We start from the raw sequence: 19,160 nt of genomic DNA on the forward strand, positions 1-19,160 counted from the left end.
CTCCTTATCTTTTATCCTGCGGCATTCCTTCTGAATTTCGGGCGGCATACTTTGCGCGGATTTCTTTTTCCACAAAATCCGGAACAAATTTGTGAATGTCGCCGCCAAAAGCAGCTACTTCTTTTACTACCGTGGAGCTGAGGTACGCATACTCCAGCGAGGTAATCAGAAACGTGGTATCTACTTCCGGTTCCAGAACGCGGTTCGTCTGTGCCATCTGCAGTTCATATTCAAAGTCTGTGATCGCGCGGAGTCCGCGGACGATCGTATGCGCCTGGCATTCCTTCGCAAAATCAACAGCGAGCCCGCTGAAAGAACGGACTTCGACATTTGGAATGTCCTGGGTCGCTTTCTTTAGTATATTAACACGTTCTTCCACAGAAAACAACGGAGATTTTGAGGAATTATGTAAAACTCCCACGATTACGCGGTCAAAAAGCTTGGATGCACGCAAGATAACATCCAGATGACCATACGTTACAGGGTCAAAAGTTCCCGGGTATACGGCTGTCTTCATGATTCTTTTACTCCTTCGTGTTTGCTTTTCGGGGTAAGGAATACATGGACATTTGTCTTATAGATTTTTTTCTTCAGAATTTCGTATCCGGCATCCTCCGCCCAGTCGAAATCAGTATTCAGCGATGCTTCTACAATAATTAAGGTATCCTCACCGATAAAAGAGGCGTCGCGGAACGCATACAGCACGTCCTTTTCCAGTCCCTTATCGTATGGCGGGTCCATAAAAATGCAGTCAAAAGGCTCCTGTCCCTGAAGCGACTGCAGAGCTGCATGCGCTTCCATGGGCAGGAGCACTGCCTGCTGTTCCAGCTTCGTAAATTTTAAATTCTGCCGGATACAGTCTGCTGCAGCTTTGTTCTGCTCTACGAACCACGCGCGCTCGGCGCCGCGGCTCAACGCCTCGATTCCGATCGCCCCGCTTCCGGCGAACAGATCGAGAAAACGCGCATCCGGCAGATACGGCTGAAGCATATTAAATAAGGTTTCTTTGATCCGGTCCGTCGTCGGCCGGGTCTGTCTGCCGGGAACCGTCTTTAATGGAAGACTCCGGCATTTTCCTGCTATTACTCTCATGTTGGTCTTATTTTCGTCCTTACTGTTTTTGTTTGATGGATCAGTCGGCTTTCAACTGCTCTCTCCAGTCCAGATCTCCTCTTGCAAGTCCCAAAATCAGAGACTCCGCGGTTCCGATATTTGTTGCAATCGGGATATTGTACTGGTCGCAGGTACGGATAATTTTGTAGACATCCGGCTCTTTCGGATTGATCATCGTCGGATTGTAAAAGAAAATTACCATATCCATATCGCCGCGTTCAATCATCTCGGTAAACTGTTTGTCTCCGCCTACGCTTCCAGGCAGAAACTTGTGTACATGAAGGTTCGTCACCTCTTCAATCCGCCGTCCGGTGGTTCCGGTGGCGTACACCTCATGTTTCATGAGGATTCCCTTGTATGCAATACAGAAATCCTCGATCAGACTCTTCTTGCTGTTGTGTGCTATGATTCCAATATTCATTACTGCAAACCGCCCCTTCTCCTGTTTTTACTACCATGTACAGCAATTATAACAAATTTATTTTCAATACGCAATTCTTTTTGTGAATTTTTTACACAGTTTTTATATTTTTTTCTGCCGTTCCATTTTTCCTTCTTCTTTTACTTTCTCCGCTTTTCCGGAAAAAATACAGAATCTGGAAGTTTATTTTTGTTTTCTTTCCACATACTATGACCGTAGCAGAACAGATGAAAAACACATCCGGATCTGCTTCACAGCAGCTTTTAACAAGCACAAAGATAAAGGAGGGAATGAACATGGCGAATCGTTCATCGAATACCGCAGCAGTACCAGAAGCAAAAGGCGCTCTGGACAAATTCAAATTTGAGGTGGCAAGCGAACTCGGCGTGCCGCTCAGTGATGGCTACAACGGTAACCTGACTTCCAAACAGAATGGTTCTGTCGGAGGTTATATGGTCAAAAAGATGATTGAGCAGCAGGAACGCCAGATGTCCGGCGGTTCTTCTGGCCAGTACTAATCATCCCGGTATAACATCCTGATGCCGGAACAGGCATCAAAAAGCGTGAGCTCTTTTCTTTTCGGAAAAGCTCACGCTTTTTTCTTGCTCCTGCAGAGCTGGTACATAATACTTACAGATCAATGCTTCCGGTTACATCATCATTGATTACGTAGTAAGCAGTAAATTCCTCCGGTTTTACATAAACCTTCAGGCTCTTTAATTCCTCTGCTTTCTTGCCATATCCTTCGATCCAGATCTGCTGGATTCTCTCGTACAGATCTTTCTCCTTGATTTCTCTTCCGCCGAACTGCAGAATCATCTCCTGCTCCGCTTCTTTCTTTGCTGCTTTTGCAGGTGCTTTTTTCTCTGCCGGCTTTTTCACTGCTGCTGGTTTTTTCGGTGCAGCCGCTTTCTTTGTCGTTGTTTTCTTTGCTGTTGTGCGGGTTGTTTTTGCAGCTTTTGCTGCCGGTTTTTCTTCTGCTTTTGCAGGTGCTTCCTCTGCTGCTGCAGTTTCCTTTACAACTTCTTTTGCAACTTCTTTTACAGTTTCTTTCTCTGCTGCGGTTGTTTTTTCTGCTGCTTTGGTCTCTACTTTTACTGTCTCGTTCTCTGCTGTCTTAGCCTGGGCAGCTGGTTTTTTCTTTACCATATCTGTTTCCTCCCATTTGGACCGGCCCTGTATATTTTGGAAGAGCCGTCCTGCGAACTATCATTCAGGCGAACGCTTGACACTCACGGTCCGCACATTTTTTGATTCCTTGTTTATGATACATGAATTTTTTTGTCATTTCAAGTAATATCTGATTTCGCACGAATTTTCCACGAAATTGTACAGTCATTTTCCATACTATCCAATCAGGCTGTTATTTTTATCCGATTTTGCATTTTAAAGCCGGATTTTTTTGTAACTTTTCACAATCCAATGTCGTGGTTTTCCAGATCAAGATACGATTTCATTACCTTTTTCAGCAGTTCATGCTCCGGTTTTTCAAAATAAGGATCGTCGGCAAGCATTTCTGAAGCCGCCTCACTCGCTTTCTGCAGGATATCGGCATCCCGGAAAATATCTGCCATCCGGAATTCCATATCCCCGCTCTGGCGCGTTCCCAGCAGATCGCCGCTGCCGCGCAGTTTCAAATCTTCCGAAGCAATATAAAACCCGTCGTTCGAATGGTTCAGGATTTCCAGACGTTTGGCGGTCTCCTGATCTTTGTTTCCGCGGATGAAAATACAGTAGGACTGATGCTCTCCTCTTCCGACACGTCCGCGGAGCTGATGGAGTTGCGCAAGGCCGAACCGTTCGGCATTTTCCACCATCATCACCGTCGCATTCGGCACGTTGACACCGACCTCCACGACTGTCGTCGAGACGAGTACCTGGATTTCTCCGCTGGCGAACCGCTCCATGATCTCGTTTTTCTGCGCCGCCTTCATCTGTCCGTGCAGCATCTCTACTGTGATGCCCGGCAGCTCTTTTTTCAGGAGCTGTGTATAGTCGGTGACGTTTTCCGCTTCCAGACCCTCGCTCTCCTCCACCATCGGGCAGATCACATACGCCTGACGGCCCAGTTCGACCTGACGCGTGATAAAGCGGTAAGCTTTTGGACGGTAAGACGTATCCACCACACAGTTTTTGATCGGCAGACGCTTCGCCGGAAGTTCATCAATCACAGAAATCGAAAGATCTCCGTACAGAATGATAGCCAGGGTTCTTGGAATCGGCGTTGCACTCATAACGAGAACATTCGGCGGTTCCCCTTTTTCAGCAAGTGCCGTTCTCTGCCGGACACCGAAGCGGTGCTGTTCGTCTGTGATGACAAGCGCCAGATTTTTGTACTGTACCTTTTCCTGAATCAGTGCATGTGTGCCGATCACCATTTTGCAGCTTCCGTCTTCCAGACTGGCATAGATTTCCCGGCGTTCTTTTGCTTTCGTGGATCCAGTCAGAAGGCGGGGATTGTATTCCGTCAGATTGTTTTCTTTCAACAGAGTGCAGAGCGATTCATAATGCTGCCGCGCCAGAACCTCCGTCGGAACCATCAGCGCCGACTGGTAGCCGTTCTCAGCTGTCATAATCATTGCAAGGAATGCCAGAATCGTCTTTCCGCTTCCGACATCTCCCTGTACCAGCCGCGCCATGCGGGTATGACCTTTTAAGTCCCGCTCCAGTTCACCCCACACACGCATCTGTGCATTCGTGAGACGGTACGGCATATTTTCGATGACTTCCTCCGTCTTCCAGACGGCGCGGATCGGGAACGCATTGGTAATTCCCTCCGTCTGCTCTTTTAACTGCCGCAGGGACAGGATGAAGAGAAAAAACTCTTCGAACACAATTCTGCGCCGCGCCGTTTTCAGATGCTCCTGGTCTTTTGGAAAATGAACCTCATGGAGGGCATAATTGATTTCACAGAGTTCATACCGGGCACGGATTTTTTCCGGCAGATAGTCCTGCGCAGGTGCGCATCGTTCCAGCACCTGTGCGACGGCCTTGCTCACCATCTTGTTCGTGAGACCGGCTGTCAGTCCATAAACCGGCTGAAGACTTGCCAGAAGCTCATGGTATGCGGCAGGAGTGAAGATTTCCGGCTGCTCCATCACGAGACGGCCTGATTTTTCCTGTATCTTCCGCGGAAGATAAAAACACTGCCTTTCTTCAGCGTGCTCCGCAGAAACGGCATATTAAACCAGGTAAGCTGCAGCCGCACCGGCTCCTCGTAGAGTTCCAGGACAACGACGCTCTTTCTCTGGTTTCCTTTTACCGACGGACTGTGGACAATTCTTCCGTATACCGCATTCTTTTCCTCTTGTCTGCATTCGCGAAGGGGAACCGGCTCTGCATAGCAGTCATAATCTCTTGGATAATAATGCAGAAGCTGCTGCAAATTGTAGATTCCTATTTTTGCAAACAGCTTCTCCGTTTTTTCACCGATCCCCTTCAGTGTTGTCAGGGGTTCCGTATTCATATTTTTCTTTCCTTACTCTTATTCAACCGAAACGACACAGTAGTAAATCGCTGTCCGCCATAGTTTACTTCCACATCGCAGTCCGGATATGCCTGCTCGATTTTTTCGCCAAGGCTTTCGGCATCTTCCTCACTCATATCTTCACCGTAGTAGATGCTGATCAGCTCGCTGTCCTCATCGACCATGGCGCGGATGGTTTCTTCTGCAACGGTAAGAATATCCTGTCCGACAGCGAGAAGTCCGTGATCGCCAAGTCCCATGATGTCGCCCTGATGGATCTCTTTCTCATCGATGTGGGTATCACGTACCGCGTACGTTACCTGACCGGTTTTCACCATCTGGATGCCCTCTGTCATGGCCTCCTCGTTCTCTTCTGCAGATTTCTCCGGCACATAGCTGATCATGGCTGTGATGCCCTGCGGAACGGTTTTGGTCGGAACAACGATGATATTTTTGTCCTCAGTCATGGCTTTTGCCTGATTTGCTGCGAGGATGATATTTTTGTTGTTCGGCAGAATAAAGATATTCTTTGCATTGACCTTCTCAATTGCAGTCAGCATATCCTCGGTGCTCGGGTTCATGGTCTGACCGCCCTCGATCAAGTAATCAACACCGAGTCCCTGGAAGATCTCTTTGATTCCCTCTCCGATGGACACGGCGATGAATCCGTTCTCCTTCGGCGGCTGTTTTGCTGCTTCTTTTCTCTTCTTATCTTCCTCTGCCTGCTGTGCTGCGATCTTTTCTGCGTTCTTGATCAGGCGCTCCTGATGCTCCTCACGCATGTTGTCGATCTTCATTCTGGTCAGCTGTCCGTACGTCAGCGCCTTGGAAATTGCTTTTCCAGGATCGTTGGTATGTACGTGTACCTTAACCAGCTCGTCGTCTGCAACGAGAACGATCGAATCTCCGATTCCGTTCAGGAAATCTTTGAATGCATAAACCTCTTCATCCGGAAGCGGGTTTTCCAGCATAATGATAAACTCGGTGCAGTAGCCGAATTTGATTTCTTTTTCTGTCTCTTTGGACGGTCTGACAAATTCTGTCTTTGCTTCCGGCATCTCGAAATTCAGATCAATCTCTTTCCCGAGGAACGCGTCATATGCGCCCTGCAGTACGGTTAAGAGACCCTGTCCGCCGGAATCCACAACGCCTGCCTCTTTTAATACCGGCAGCATCTCTGGTGTCTGGGAGAGCACGTACTCTGCATGCGCGAGAACGTCCTCGATGAATGCGTTCAGATCTTCGCTTTCCGGTGCAAGCTCTGCTGCTTTCTCTGCTGCTCCCTTTGCCACGGTCAGGATGGTGCCTTCTTTTGGCTTCATAACGGCTTTGTATGCAGTCTCGACTGCTTTTTCCATTGCCTCTGCAAGAATCTCTGCATTCAGCTCTTCATAGTCGCGGATCTTCTTGGTAAAGCCACGAAGGAGCTGGGAAAGAATAACGCCAGAGTTACCTCTGGCACCGCGCAGAGAACCGGAAGAGATTGCCTTGGAAAGGTTGTACATGTTCACTTCTGTGAGCGAATTTACTTCCTTGACTGCGGACATGATCGTCAGCGTCATGTTGGTACCTGTGTCGCCGTCCGGTACCGGGAACACGTTCAGCTCATTGATCCACTCTTTCTTTACTTCCAGATTTTTTGCACCAGCCAGAAACATTTTTGCCAGTAAGCCGGCATCAATTGTATTTGTAGCCACTTTCTTCATTTCCTCCTATTACCATCAGTCGATGACGCGAACGCCTTCAACCAGGATGTTGATTTTTTCAATTTCCATTCCGGTGAACTCTTCCACCTTGTATTTCACATTATTGATCAGGTTATCTGTTACGGCAGAAATACTGACTCCGTAAGAAACAATCACGTGGAAATCCAGGGAAATTTTATTTTCCGAAATCGATACATTAATTCCGTGTGTCAGACTCTCTTTTTTCAGAAGTTTGACCAGTCCATCTTTCATGTTTACCGCTGCCATTCCGACAATGCCGAAGCACTCCACAGCAACGCTGCCCGCGTACAGGGCGATTACATCCGGATTGATTACGATTTCTCCCAAGCCTGTATTCATACGACCTTTCATGCCTTGTATCCTCCAATTCCATCATACTATTCAAAACACATGGAGACAGGAATAACTGACTCCACTCTACGATACATTATAACCGCTTTTCCGCAAAAAAGAAAGTTTAAAATGAAAAACCTTCAAAATTCATATAATTTTTTCATTTTTTACTTGCAAAACCGGTATAGATCTGTTAGAATGACTTATGTTGTGAGTCTAAAATGCGTTTTGACTCAAGTACGTATGTCAAGGAGGTGCAATCATGGCAAAGTGTGCAATTTGTGAGAAGGGTGCTCATTTCGGAAACAACGTAAGTCATTCACATAGAAGAAGCAATAAAATGTGGAAATCTAACGTAAAATCTGTCAAAGTTAAAGTTGACGGTGTACCGCAGAAAATGTACGTATGTACTTCCTGCTTAAAATCCGGAAAAGTAGAGCGTGCATAAGTTGAATGGTTAAAAGGCCTTTCCAGTCCGGGAAGGCTTTTTTGCTGTTCAAAAATAGAATTAAGATTTTAAAAAAAGTTCTGGTAAGAGCAAACAGGACATAAGTTTTCGCTTATGCCCTGTTGTGCTCTATTTTTTATATTTTAAAAGGGAGAAAAAAATAGCGTGGTCTCTTAAGCTGAACCTGCCAACGATCCATATGCTTAGCAAAAGAAAAAGAGCATCCTACCGAAACTTTCGTTCTGGTAAGACGCCCTCGTCTTGATCTATGATATTAGTATAGTTGGCTGATTCATTTAAGATGGACTTATTATAGCGCAGCTTCTTCATTTTGCAAGTATTTCTCTGTACAAATCAGCCAGTTCATTTCCGATCTTTTTGTGCATCTTTCACTATTCCCCTGTATTGCAGAACAGATGATATCCCACGCACAGCAGCAGAGCGGCCGCAAGAACCGTAAGAAATGAGCTGCGGATCATCAGGCTGATGAGAAGCCCGACCCCCATCCAAAACAGCAGAAAACCTAAAATTCTGCACAAACGAGCTTACTCCTTATCCGCCTCTTGGTTTATTATATGCTCTACTTTCTCTGCGGTATACCCGTCCTCTTCCTTTTTGCCGGTAAAGCGGCTGATCAGATCCGGAGCCATGTCAATGATTTTGGTGACAGCATCCTGGTTTTTGATGTTGACCAGACGCGTTCCGTTTTTGCTGATGACAAGAACGGCGCTCGGAGAAATTTTTCCGCCCATACCGCCTCCTGCATTGTTCTTTGCATTTTCTGCGAATGCACCCGCTCCCACGCCGAAGGAAACGTCTACCAGCGGCAGAAGAATCGTATCATCAATGTGGATCGCCTCACCTACGACCGTCTTTGTTGTGATAAAACTGTCCATTCCGCGGAACAGTGCTTCTACGGTATTCTGAAATGTGTTGTCCTTTTCTGCCATCTTTTAGGCCTCCTTGTGTTTGAAATGTCGTATGGTTTTCCGAAGATTCTGATCCCGGAATAATCGAAGTGCAATGCCGGCTGCTGTCACAGCCTGAAAACTTCCTTTCATCCGGACATCGCCCTGGAGAATTTCCTGTTCGAAATCCGGCTGGATGGAAAGGTCTTTCGGCAGTTTTCCATAAATCATACCCAGAATGCCGAGTGTCTCTCCGGTCAGTGCCGGATCGTCAAATCCGAACCGGACTGTGCCGGTTACTTTTTTCGGTGCTGCTTTCTTCAGGAAATAAAGCACTTCTTTCTTTGCATGGAGCAGCGCCTCACGGAACATCTTCGAACGGAAGAATTTTTTCACACTCTCCCACTTTCTTTTTAACCGTCTGCCTGCCTGGATTTTCTGCTCCAGTTTTTCAAGCAGACGGAACGGAAGTTCCAACAGCCGGAAAGCTGTCTGCAGCAGACGGCTGGCAAGATTCAGCAGTTTTTCCGGAAGATATTCGATCCTTCCGAAAAACCGTTCCAGAATGCTTTTTTTCGGCGCATCCGGTTCCTGCTCTTGCTCTGGCTGCTCCTTCTGTGCTGTCACCTTCTGCTGCTTTTCTTTCTGGTCCGGTGCTTTCTGCTCTGCTGTTTTTTCTGCTTCCAGCGCATTTTCTGTCTCATTTTCCTCCGTCCGGGGCACGGACGCTTCTCCCCGGCGGATCTTTTTCAGCCGCCGTTTCCATGTTTCCAGTGATGCCCCGAAAAGCAGAATCTGCGCCTCCGGCTTCTGTTCCTCATACGAGGCCGTCAGCGCGACAGCTCCGAAAAGCCACGATACTCTTCCGCTCGCTTTTACGCAGGCAAATCCCTCTTCTTCTTTCAGAACCTGCGCCCGGTAGCAAAAAGGAAGAAACAGGACGGTGCAGACGATAAGAAGCACGAGAAACAGTAAAACAAGGAGTAAAATCCCCAGTGCCTTCAAAATCATGAATAGTATATGTATCATTCACATCCCTCAATCCGGTTCAGCAGCCATTCCCGGATTTTTACTTCTCCGGTTTCCCGATAAGTTTCCAATGCGATCGCTCCACAAGCTCAAAAGCTTCCTCGCGCGACACGGCAAGTCCGACAATCATCGGACAGTTTCTCCGCACGGCCGGCTGCAAAAGCAGATCCGCCGGAATTACATCCAGATTGTTCTGCTGATTGGAAGGCAGTGTGAGGAGCCAGACTCCCGGAACTGCTTTTTTGTTCTCAATCCGGCGCATCCATTTTTTCTGTTTCTTTTTTGCAGTATCCCCGACGTACAGATTTTTATACCAGTTTACCATATTTTCCCTGAGCCTGTGGCTGAACCTTCCATAAATTTGCTCTCTTCAGTTCCAGATACTCCTGATAGGCCTTTTCCAGAATCTGCCGTTCATTGGAAAACTTCAGCAGATGATATGCTTCGTGATACTTGTAATAGCCCGAATCCACAAAGTATTCTTCTCTCTGTGGACGGCTGTAGTAGCCGGATGAGACCATCAGATACCAGTGCACCTCTTTTTCCACGGTGTCCTCCGGAATGCTGAAGCTGTACTGGCTTTTTCCCACGTACTTGATGATGGTGCCGTGTACGCCGGACTCCTCATATACCTCGCGGACAGCAGTCTGTTCATGGGTTTCTCCCGGCTCAACGGTTCCTTTCGGCAGAACCCAGCCTTCATATTTGTTGCGGTAGCTTTTGTAAAGCGTCAATATTTTTCCACGGTAGATTACGATACCTCCGCAGCTTACTGCTTCGATCATACGTTTTAAGCTCCTTCTGGCTTTTTCCATTCCCTGACAGCTCTTTTCTTCCCGCTTGCCGCCAGATCTTCTGTTAAAAAGTATACCTCTTTTCCCGCCCCCGCGCAACCTTAAAACCGCATCCTTTTTCTAACATTTTTCTAAAAATTCAGAAAACGCGCCCGAACCCATCCTTTCCGGTTCGAACGCGTTTTTTTCATCGTTTACTGCTGTGCATAATATGCTTCAATTACCTGTCTTGCAATCGGTACAGCGACTTCACTCGAATATCCGCCGTTTTCTGCCACAACAGCAATGACAATATCAGGATCATCCGCATTGGAGAATCCGACAAACCAGGAATGCGGTGTCTCTCCGTCGCTTCCGTGTTCTGCGGTTCCTGTTTTACCGGCGATATTGTACGGCAGATCCGAAAGTGAAACTGCAGTTCCGCTCTGGACAACGCCTTTCATCAGCTCTGTCAGCGTATTGGCTTCGCTCTCGGACATTACCGTGCCAAGAGACTCTTTGTAAAAGGTTTTGACTGCCTGTCCGTCCGCAGACACAATGTTGTCCACATAACGCGGTTTGATCATTTCTCCGTCATTTGCAACCGCGGAGGCGATCAGTGCCATCTCCATCGGTGTTACCAGCGTATCACCCTGGCCAATGGAGGTCTGCATCACAAGAGCATCCGCCGTTGTCGAATCAAGGTCGAAAGAACTTTTGCTGGTCGGAAGCTCCAGATCCAGACGGCTGTTCAGATACAGGGAATCCGCCAGCGAGCGGAAGGCATCTTTATCCAGCCCAAGGCCAATCTGTGCAAAGGCAGAGTTGCACGAATGTGCAAACGCACCTGCAAAATCTTCCGGTCCATGCACTTCACCGCCGGAGCAGTGAATCGTATAGTTTCCTGCTGTCAGCTCACCGTCACAGTCGAACGAAAAACCGTCCAGTGTACCGTTCTGACGGAGATACGCAAGCGAAGTAACAATCTTGAACGTAGATCCCGGCGGATATCTTCCCTGCAGACCGCGGTTCAGAAACACGCCGCTCTCATCGTCTGCGTTCAGTGCCTCCCAGTCCTCATCAATCGTATTAGGATTAAAAACCGGATTGCTCACATTGGCAAGTACACGGCCCGTTTTTGCCTCCAGCACGACAACTGCACCGCGGTATCCGTCCAGTGCATCGGCCGCGGCCTGCTGGAGTGTTGTATTCAGCGTTGTATAGAGACTGTCTCCCGGGTTCTTCGCATCGCTGAATTCATTCTTTACCTGCTTTAACTTACTTGTATGGGACTCCATCAGCATATAGTTGTAGGAAGATTCGAGGCCGCTGTTTCCTTTTCCCGTGTAGCCAACCACCTGCGCAAACAGGCTGCCGAACGGATACGTTCTTACCTCATCCCCGTTTTCATCTGTCGTCGTCTTTGCCAGTTCCTGGCGTCCGCAGAATAGATTGTTCCGCGGATCACGCGCTCTGCATAGTTATTCTGTCTCGTATTGTAAGAACTATTCAGAAATTCTTCTTTCCGCACGACATTAAAGTAAACGAGATACGCGATCAGCCCAAGAAACATGGCCACGAACAGGAACGAAACGATCAGATACGGCCCTGCGCCGTTGTTTGCCGCCTTACCAGTGGAGGCTGTTCTCGGTCTGCTCTTCGATCCGCCGTTCGAATTCATCCGGCTGCTCGCGGTACTTCTGGCGGGTTCCCTGTCCGTCGTTCCGGCTGCCGCTCTTCTTTCGTCTTTCGGTCTCTTCGTCCGGGCGTCGTTTTTTCTTGGCGCCTGGGTCGTTTTTCTGCTGGTTTCGTTTCTTCTTGTTTTGTCTTTTCTCAAGCTCCTCACCTTCATCTTCCCTTAAGATGTACAATCCCTGAATGATCGACAGCATCAGCACCGTGGAGAACATAGAGCTTCCTCCATAGCTGACCAGCGGCAGCGTGATACCTGTCATAGGAATAAATTTAATGGTTCCTCCGATGGTGAGGAACACCTGTGTCGCATATTCCGTTCCAAGACCCATGGCAATCAGTTTGTAGAACCGTTTGCTCATCTTCATGGAAATATTGATAATCAGAAGGAATGTGGACATGCACAGCAGAATCAGGCAGATTCCGAAGATAATGCCCATCTCCTCACAGATCGCACAGAAAATAAAGTCTTTCGTTGCAACCGGGATAATGTCAGGCCGTCCCTCGAAAAGGCCGGTTCCGAACCATCCGCCGGAGCACATGCCGAAGAGTCCCTGTGCTAACTGGCTGCTGATATCCCAGTTTCCGATCGATCCTGCCAGAGTGCCACACGGTTCCGTACATGGGAAAACAGGAAATACGCCACAACGCAGGCGGCACTCATTCCCGCAAGTCCCAAAAGCGGATATCTGGCTTTTCTCGTTGCCACATAGATTACAACCACGTACGCCATAAAGAAGACGAACGCAGTTCCAAGGTCGGTGGATGCAACAAGGATCAGCACATGAACTGCCGCAACGACCGTTGCTTTCACAACGTTTCCAAAGGAATTATCCTCGCGCAGCATGCCTGCCATAAAGAACACGAGTGTGATCTTGGCAATCTCGGAGAGCTGGAACGTAATGCCGTGGATTTCGATCGACAGCTTCGCACCGCCGGAAGTAAAGCCAAGCACCATAACGACGGAAAGCATGGCAATTCCGAGCACAGCGTAAATCCAGGTCAGATTTTTCAGAAACTTGCCCTTTCGGACAATGACCGGAATGATGAAGCAGAGCAGTGTGGATGCCGCCAGAATTTTGTACTGGGACATCGCCTTTGACACGCTCAGTCTCGTCAGAATAATCATGCTGATCGAGAGCAGCATACACATGTTGTTTACCAGGATCATCGATGCCTTCCGGTAAATCAGGCGGTACAGGATCTGTACGCCCAGGATATACGCCATCGTGAGCAGAAACATCTGAATCGTTGATACTTCGCCTTCCTGCAGGAACATCACGAAGAAACAGATGAAATTCATCAGAATGATCATGATGATCTGCCGCATCAGAATGTAATGGCGCTCATCCTCATCCCGCTCTTTGAGTGCAGCAAACGACTGCACGGTAAAACAGATCATGAGGAAGGTAATCACATATTTTGATAACTGAACAATGGTATTTTCCATAAATTCCCCTTATTTTTTCTCACCGTTTACTCTACTTTCCGGCGGAAATGGCCTTTGGTATATTCCTGTTCGGCCGGAACTGCGATTCCTTTACAGTACGTTCCAGCAAACGCAGCGGCGATTTCTTTTGTCTCCTCCAGTGTCTCGATGGTAAAATTCAGCCGCACCGCAGCCGGATGCATGGACCGGATCTCATCGGCTTCTTTTACCAGGCCGAGCGGAAGGCTGTTGTAGATCACACTGTAGCACGAGGTGCAGTAACTCTTCACCGGGAAGTATTTTCCCATCCGGTCTTTTAAGCGTACCAGAGAATAACTGTGATTGCAGCCGTTCAGGTTCTTCTGGACACACTGGGCGGAAACCATCATCGGAAGGTAGCCGTAGACCACCATTTCGCTGTTCGTATTGTCACGTTTTCCGATTTCCCGCTCGTTCAGCTCATACGGAACGGTATCACGCTGCACGCCCTGCTCCTGCCAGAATGCCTGCGCACGGCTGTTGTACGTGTAAACGCTGTAATCGAGCCGGATATCCTTTTCCATTCCCATCTCTTTCAAAAATGAAAAGCTTTCGAGATTGCGGATCAGGAAACCGCCAAGACCGATCTCCTTCAGACAGCGGAACGTGTCGCGGTATTCCTTCAGATCGCCTTCACGCACAACGTGCGGCAGCATCAGATAAACCTGTTTTCCCAGTTCTTTCGCCTGTAGGATTCCTTTTTCCGCCTGTTCTTCGAAGATTTCCCGTTTGAAGCATCCCATGCCGGCGTAGATCGTCGTGATCTCCGGAATCTCGAGCAGCGCATTCCACTGGGCTCTCGTCTCGGCAGATGCGGTCAGCTCCATTTTCTTTTCTGCCCTGTTCTCCTGGTCCGGTTTTCCAGATGCTTTTGCTTCCTGTTCCGGCTTTTCCGCTGCTTTTCTGCGGTATGGCTCTGTCATCTCTTTCACCAGCTGGTCCGAAACGCCTCTCCGCAGCTCGTTTAACGTCTGCATCGGCACGAAACAGTTGTCATCCATACAGACATCGAGTTCTTTGAAATAGAATGGTGTCTCGCCTGTCTTTTCCAGCTGTGTTTTTACGCGTTCCTCTGTCAGCGGCTGCTTCTTTGCCGGTTCTACCATGCCCGCCTCTGCTGTTACGCTGTATTTTCCGCTTTCTGCACTTAAGAACGCCGGCTGGCCCGGATACAGGGTCAGAAAGCCGGAAATCGGCTCTTTTGCCTCAGTCTCGATATAATCTCTCTGGATCTCATAAAAGAGCTGCTCATTTCTGCGCTGTTTCTTTTTATTTTCCTGCTCTTTTTCGTTCTTCAGCGCCATCATATCGCGTCCGTTTCTTACGGTATAATAGCTTTTGTTGAAACCGTCACGGTTATACAGCTCATACAGCTTTTTCATGTCCTCCGGCAGAACGTGGAAACGGGACGGCTTTTTTTCGTACAGATCGAGGTATTTGCGGTAAATGCTGACAACGCCCGCTGTATACTCCGGCTTTTTCATTCTGCCTTCGATTTTGAGGGACATAATCCCGGATTTTACAATCTCCGGCAGCAGTTCTACCGTACACATATCCTTCGGGCTTAACGGATAGCGGTCGCCCGGCTCCCCCATGCGGTGGTTGTCTTTATCGTACGCTTCGTACGGCAGACGGCACGGCTGCGCGCATCTTCCGCGGTTTCCGCTTCTCCCGCCGATCAGGCTGGAAAAAAGGCACTGTCCCGAATAGCAGTAGCAGAGCGCCCCGTGGACGAAGCATTCAATTTCAAGGTTGGTCGTCCGGTGGATTTTCTGGATCTCCGCAAACGAAAGCTCACGGGCTGGTACCACACGCGTCGCGCCAAGCTCTCCAGGAAACGCGCTCCCGCAGATCCTGTCACTGTCATCTGTGTGCTCGCATGAATGTCGAGATCCGGGAACCAGGAGCGGACCGCCTTTAAAACGCCCATATCCTGGACAATCACGGCATCCAGTCCCTGCTCATAGTACGGACGCAGATACGGATACAGTTTCTCTTCCAGTTCCTCCTCTTTTAAGAGGGTGTTGACCGTCAGATACAGTTTCCGGTTCCGCAGATGGACGTAATCGATGGCTGAGAGAATCTCCTGCTCATCCAGATTTTTTGCATACGCTCTTGCGCCGAATGCGGCTCCGCCGAGATAGACGGCATCCGCACCGGCGGAAACCGCCGCTTTTAACGCTTCCATCGAACCGGCTGGTGCTAATAATTCTGTCTTCATCTTTATCTCCTAAAAACGGGCGATTACCTGTTCCGCAATCCCCCGTTTTTCCTTCTTTTACGCTTTTAATAAATCTTCCAGATCCTTATTTGCCTTATCAAGCTGCCGCTGCAGTTCTTCCATCTCGCCGCGCACATGTTCCAGCTCGATTCGTTTCTCTTCCAGCTCTTTTTTCAGATCGCCGGCCTGGATTTCCGCTGCGATCAGATCGTGCTTCATATCGTAGGTTTCCCGGTCTTTGGCTTCCATATCCTCTTCGAGGGTATCTACCTGGCTTTTTGCTTTGAAATAGTCGTCTGCAATGTTCAGTGCAAGCAGTGTGTGCTTCGTATCCACCGACAGGCGGTTGTATCCGGCTGACTGGGAAAGTTCGCTGATCTTCTGATTCAGATAAGCAGCTACTTTCTGCAGATATTCCGGGCTCTCATAGCCTCCCAGTGTGATAATTTTTCCATCTATTAAAACCTGTGTTGTATTTTTTACAGCCATTCTTTTGCTTTTCCTCCACTGAATTTAACCGGACCAAACTTCCGGCTAATATAACCTATCATATACCGAAAATGGAAGAAAAACAACCTTTTTCTGCAAAAAGCGACAGAAAATGAAAGATTCAGGGCTTTTACTCTTCGATCTTACGCGGTGCCTCCAGCCCCAGGTGGTGCCAGGCAAATTCCGTTGCCACTCTTCCGCGCGGAGTGCGGTTGATAAATCCGGATTTGATCAGGAACGGCTCGTAGACATCTTCGATGGTGCCGGCATCTTCTCCAATCGATGCTGCCAGGGTATCGAGTCCCACCGGACCGCCCTGGAACTTTTCCATAATGGTGGTAAGAAGCAGCCGGTCAGTCTGATCCAGTCCGTAACGGTCTACTTCCAGCAGATCGAGAGCAAATGATGCGACCTCTTTTGTGATTCTTCCATCGTATTTCACCTGGGCAAAGTCGCGGACACGCTTTAAAATCCGGTTTGCCAGACGCGGTGTTCCCCTGGAACGGCGCGCCATCTCAAGCGCTCCCTGCGGGTCCACCTCCACATTCAGTACTTTTGAGGAGTGCAGGATAATGTTGGCCAATTCTTCCTCCGTGTAAAATTCCAGATGGTGGATGACACCGAACCGGTCGCGGAGCGGGGCAGTCAAAAGACCTGCACGCGTTGTTGCGCCGACCAGCGTAAACTTCGGCAGATCCAGGCGGATCGAGCGCGCCGAAGAGCCTTTTCCGATCATGATATCAATCGCAAAATCCTCCATCGCTGGGTAAAGAACCTCCTCGACCTGGCGGTTCAGGCGGTGGATCTCATCAACAAACAGGACGTCGCCCTCCTGCAGATTGTTGAGGATCGCTGCCATCTCACCCGGTTTTTCGATCGCCGGGCCGCTCGTTACCTTCATATGGGTTCCCATCTCATTTGCAATGATGCCCGCCAGCGTTGTTTTTCCAAGTCCCGGAGGACCGTAAAACAGCACATGATCGAGAACATCACTTCGCTGTTTTGCTGCTTCAATATATACTTTCAGGTTCTTTTTCGTCTTTTCCTGTCCGATGTAGTCGTCCAGGTGCTGGGGACGGAGCGAACCTTCGATTTTCACGTCCTCCTCGAGAACGTCAGTTGTGATAATTCTTCTTTCCATCGTTATAAGGTTTCCTTCTTCCACAATTTAGGACCAGCTGCTAAAACATATGCTTCAATGCCGCTTTCAGCACAGCCTCGCTGTCCATGCCTTCGGTGATTTCGACTTTCTTTACTGCCTGCAGTGCTTCCGTTCCGGAGTAGCCAAGCGCAGTCAGCGCCTGTACCGCATCCTGGAAGGCATCCGGTTCGCCTGTCTGCCGTACCGCCGCAGCCGCCTGATTTCCTGCCAGCTTCTGCTCGAACGCTTCCTGCAGGTCGAATTTGTCTTTTAATTCCAGAATCAGCTTCTGCGCGGTCTTCTTTCCGATGCCCGGTGTTTTGGCAATCGCCTGGACATCTTCCGAGAGGACGGCAAAGCGCAGATTGTCTGCAGTAAGCGTGGACAGCACCGCAAGCGCCGCTTTTGGTCCGATGCCGCTTACGCCGATCAGCATACGGTATATTTCAAGATCTTCACGGGACAGAAAGCCGAATAGGGAAATTCCGTCTTCCCGCACACTCATATGGGTATATATCTTTAACTCTTCTCCCTCCCGGATGCCTGCGTCGAACATACTCGCTGGAATATTCAGCTCATAGCCGATTCCATGGCTTTCGAGAATCATTTTTCCTTCCGAAAGAGAATCTACAGTTCCTTTGATAAATGCAATCATGTTTTTCCTCCAAAGCGCCGTTTTCTTTTTTCGAAAGCGAACGCACATTCTATTATAGCAGAACTTTTCTCATCACGCAACGATTAGTCGCTGTCTTTCTTGCATGTCAGATTTTTTCGTCTTATAATATCTTTAGATTCAAAAAAGTTTTTCAAAGGAGACAAAAAACCTTATGCAGATCATAGATTCTACCCCCGCTGCTCTCTCTGCCAATCTTCAGATGTATCTGAGAAACGGCGATGTCTTTTTCGATATTGAGACGACCGGCCTTTCCTGGCGTACCTCGCATCTCTATCTGATTGGTGCGCTGTTCTTTGACCCGGCCGCGGATGCTTTCACACTGCGCCAGTGGTTTCTTGATCGACCGACCGAAGAAAAAGAGATGCTTGTCTCTTTTTTCACGTTTCTTTCCGACGTGAAGCAGCTGGTGCATTTTAATGGAACGACATTTGATCTTCCTTACCTCACACACAAAGCACTGTTTTATCAGATGGAAGATCCGCTTTCGTCAATCGCATCCCTGGATCTTTATCAGGCACTCCGCCCGTTTCAGTCAATCCTGGGACTTTCTTCAATGAAACAGAAAAATGTGGAACAGTATCTCTCATTCCCACGGAAGGATCAACTTAACGGAAAACAGTTGATTTCTGTTTACCACGACTATCTTCAGACACTGGATGAAAAGAAACTGGAACTGCTTTTCCTTCACAATTATGAGGATGTCCTCGGCATGGGTTCTGTTCTGGAACTGCTCGCGCTTCCTGCCCTGTTTCACGGCGATTTTTCTGTCCAGTCGTGTCGTTTTACCGGACAGACACTGGAAGTTTCACTGCAGCCCGAGCGGGAAGTTCCGGTTTTCCTCTCCCGTGTCTGCGCGGATGGTTCTCTTACAGCCTTTGGTTCACGGGTTTCTCTCTCCCTGCAGACGCATACGGCGGAGCTGAAATATTTCTTCCCGGACTATAAGAATTACTATTATCTTCCGCTGGAGGATCAGGCTGTTCACAAGAGCGTTGGCGCGTTTGTCGATCCGGAACACCGTCAGAAAGCAAAGGCTGCCAACTGCTATCAGCGGCGGACCGGTACATTTCTTCCGCAGCAGAAAGAGTTTTTCACCCCGGCCTTCCGCGAGGATTTCAAAAGCCGCCCTTACTATTTTGAGTGGTCCGATGCCTTTCTTTCGCAGGAAAATCTCCTGAAAGAGTATCTCTGTTCCGAGCTTCAGCTCTTTTTCAAATACGATAGCAAAACCAGAAAATAAAACAGCCGTACACGT

The 19,160-nt window shown here is 48.6% G+C and carries 22 protein-coding genes and 2 pseudogenes; 3 read left to right on the plus strand and 21 right to left on the minus strand.

The features are described 5' to 3' along the window. Positions 1–4: 4 nt before the first annotated feature. Genes coaD through DWZ60_RS11260 form a run of 3 tightly spaced genes read right to left on the minus strand, consistent with a single transcriptional unit; the run spans position 5 to position 1,534 of the window. The gene (gene coaD / locus DWZ60_RS11250) at positions 5–517 is read right to left on the minus strand and encodes a pantetheine-phosphate adenylyltransferase (RefSeq protein ID WP_055265195.1); all 513 of its coding nucleotides are present in this window, start codon (positions 515–517) and stop codon (positions 5–7) included. Then, entirely contained in the window at positions 514–1,092 is a 579-nt protein-coding gene (rsmD, locus tag DWZ60_RS11255; protein WP_022461889.1) for a 16S rRNA (guanine(966)-N(2))-methyltransferase RsmD, read from the minus strand. Before rsmD ends, coaD begins: the two co-directional genes overlap by 4 nt. Before the next feature lie 40 nt (positions 1,093–1,132). After that, on the minus strand, positions 1,133–1,534 hold the full coding sequence (locus DWZ60_RS11260) for a methylglyoxal synthase (RefSeq protein ID WP_022461890.1): 402 nt from the start codon (positions 1,532–1,534) through the stop codon (positions 1,133–1,135). 296 nt (positions 1,535–1,830) lie between these two features. Here DWZ60_RS11260 and DWZ60_RS11270 point away from each other — a divergent pair, with 296 nt between their 5' ends. Then, a complete protein-coding gene (locus DWZ60_RS11270) occupies positions 1,831–2,052 on the plus strand; it encodes an alpha/beta-type small acid-soluble spore protein (RefSeq protein ID WP_022461891.1) in 222 nt (73 codons plus the stop codon). A gap of 112 nt (positions 2,053–2,164) precedes the next feature. Here DWZ60_RS11270 and DWZ60_RS11275 read toward each other — a convergent pair whose 3' ends face one another. From DWZ60_RS11275 to DWZ60_RS11290, 4 genes and pseudogenes are all read right to left on the minus strand, one after another. Continuing rightward, complete coding sequence (locus DWZ60_RS11275) at positions 2,165–2,683, minus strand: DUF6465 family protein (protein ID WP_119188458.1); 519 nt, start codon at positions 2,681–2,683, stop codon at positions 2,165–2,167. Between the two features lie 263 nt (positions 2,684–2,946). Further along, positions 2,947–5,000: pseudogene (gene recG, locus DWZ60_RS11280) on the minus strand (ATP-dependent DNA helicase RecG). An 18-nt stretch (positions 5,001–5,018) separates the two neighbouring features. Further along, positions 5,019–6,697 (minus strand): annotated as a pseudogene (locus DWZ60_RS11285) (DAK2 domain-containing protein). 24 nt (positions 6,698–6,721) lie between these two features. Continuing rightward, positions 6,722–7,078, minus strand: coding sequence for an Asp23/Gls24 family envelope stress response protein (locus DWZ60_RS11290; protein WP_022461895.1), 357 nt, complete (start codon positions 7,076–7,078; stop codon positions 6,722–6,724). Positions 7,079–7,322: 244 nt separating this feature from the next. On the opposite strand from DWZ60_RS11290, the gene rpmB reads away from it, so the two are divergent. Beyond that, positions 7,323–7,508: a 50S ribosomal protein L28 gene (rpmB, locus tag DWZ60_RS11295; protein ID WP_119221642.1), complete on the plus strand. Its 186-nt coding sequence runs from the start codon at positions 7,323–7,325 to the stop codon at positions 7,506–7,508. A gap of 392 nt (positions 7,509–7,900) precedes the next feature. Here rpmB and DWZ60_RS17540 read toward each other — a convergent pair whose 3' ends face one another. From DWZ60_RS17540 to ruvA, 14 genes are all read right to left on the minus strand, one after another. Then, positions 7,901–8,047 carry a hypothetical protein gene (locus tag DWZ60_RS17540; protein ID WP_167622772.1) on the minus strand — a complete coding sequence of 49 codons (147 nt, stop codon included), beginning with the start codon at positions 8,045–8,047 and terminating at the stop codon, positions 7,901–7,903. Positions 8,048–8,053: 6 nt separating this feature from the next. Then, on the minus strand, positions 8,054–8,458 hold the full coding sequence (locus DWZ60_RS11300; protein ID WP_022461897.1) for a GerW family sporulation protein: 405 nt from the start codon (positions 8,456–8,458) through the stop codon (positions 8,054–8,056). Positions 8,459–8,461: 3 nt separating this feature from the next. After that, complete coding sequence (locus DWZ60_RS11305; protein WP_119221643.1) at positions 8,462–9,445, minus strand: DUF2953 domain-containing protein; 984 nt, start codon at positions 9,443–9,445, stop codon at positions 8,462–8,464. A 40-nt stretch (positions 9,446–9,485) separates the two neighbouring features. Beyond that, positions 9,486–9,770, minus strand: coding sequence for a hypothetical protein (locus DWZ60_RS11310; RefSeq protein ID WP_119199120.1), 285 nt, complete (start codon positions 9,768–9,770; stop codon positions 9,486–9,488). Continuing rightward, complete coding sequence (locus tag DWZ60_RS11315) at positions 9,754–10,230, minus strand: NUDIX hydrolase (RefSeq protein ID WP_117508996.1); 477 nt, start codon at positions 10,228–10,230, stop codon at positions 9,754–9,756. Before DWZ60_RS11315 ends, DWZ60_RS11310 begins: the two co-directional genes overlap by 17 nt. 203 nt (positions 10,231–10,433) lie before the next feature. After that, positions 10,434–11,648 (minus strand): peptidoglycan D,D-transpeptidase FtsI family protein, encoded by a 1,215-nt coding sequence (locus DWZ60_RS11320; protein ID WP_442857799.1) that lies wholly within the window; start codon positions 11,646–11,648, stop codon positions 10,434–10,436. Beyond that, positions 11,609–11,899 (minus strand): hypothetical protein, encoded by a 291-nt coding sequence (locus DWZ60_RS17120; RefSeq protein WP_147397742.1) that lies wholly within the window; start codon positions 11,897–11,899, stop codon positions 11,609–11,611. Before DWZ60_RS17120 ends, DWZ60_RS11320 begins: the two co-directional genes overlap by 40 nt. Further along, positions 11,847–12,452 carry an FtsW/RodA/SpoVE family cell cycle protein gene (locus DWZ60_RS18680; RefSeq protein ID WP_279220334.1) on the minus strand — a complete coding sequence of 202 codons (606 nt, stop codon included), beginning with the start codon at positions 12,450–12,452 and terminating at the stop codon, positions 11,847–11,849. The genes DWZ60_RS17120 and DWZ60_RS18680 overlap by 53 nt, the downstream gene beginning before the upstream one ends. A gap of 17 nt (positions 12,453–12,469) precedes the next feature. After that, positions 12,470–13,360, minus strand: coding sequence for an FtsW/RodA/SpoVE family cell cycle protein (locus DWZ60_RS18685; RefSeq protein ID WP_279220335.1), 891 nt, complete (start codon positions 13,358–13,360; stop codon positions 12,470–12,472). Positions 13,361–13,386: 26 nt separating this feature from the next. Continuing rightward, positions 13,387–15,156, minus strand: coding sequence for a U32 family peptidase (locus DWZ60_RS11330; RefSeq protein WP_243038307.1), 1,770 nt, complete (start codon positions 15,154–15,156; stop codon positions 13,387–13,389). Continuing rightward, positions 15,057–15,599, minus strand: coding sequence for a peptidase U32 family protein (locus DWZ60_RS18230; protein WP_243038305.1), 543 nt, complete (start codon positions 15,597–15,599; stop codon positions 15,057–15,059). Before DWZ60_RS18230 ends, DWZ60_RS11330 begins: the two co-directional genes overlap by 100 nt. Positions 15,600–15,656: 57 nt before the next feature. Then, positions 15,657–16,088, minus strand: a complete 432-nt coding sequence (gene zapA / locus DWZ60_RS11335) for a cell division protein ZapA (RefSeq protein ID WP_055226374.1) — start codon at positions 16,086–16,088, stop codon at positions 15,657–15,659. A 130-nt stretch (positions 16,089–16,218) separates the two neighbouring features. After that, a complete protein-coding gene (gene ruvB, locus DWZ60_RS11340) occupies positions 16,219–17,229 on the minus strand; it encodes a Holliday junction branch migration DNA helicase RuvB (protein ID WP_022461905.1) in 1,011 nt (336 codons plus the stop codon). Positions 17,230–17,269: 40 nt separating this feature from the next. After that, positions 17,270–17,884, minus strand: coding sequence for a Holliday junction branch migration protein RuvA (gene ruvA, locus DWZ60_RS11345; protein WP_117508999.1), 615 nt, complete (start codon positions 17,882–17,884; stop codon positions 17,270–17,272). A 172-nt stretch (positions 17,885–18,056) separates the two neighbouring features. Between ruvA and DWZ60_RS11350 the strand changes: the two genes are divergently transcribed. After that, positions 18,057–19,145 (plus strand): ribonuclease H-like domain-containing protein, encoded by a 1,089-nt coding sequence (locus DWZ60_RS11350; protein ID WP_117801021.1) that lies wholly within the window; start codon positions 18,057–18,059, stop codon positions 19,143–19,145. Positions 19,146–19,160 lie beyond the last annotated feature (15 nt).

Origin of the sequence: Blautia sp. AF34-10, from assembly GCF_003477865.1 — a bacterium.
In the GTDB taxonomy this organism is placed as follows: domain Bacteria; phylum Bacillota; class Clostridia; order Lachnospirales; family Lachnospiraceae; genus Fusicatenibacter; species Fusicatenibacter saccharivorans.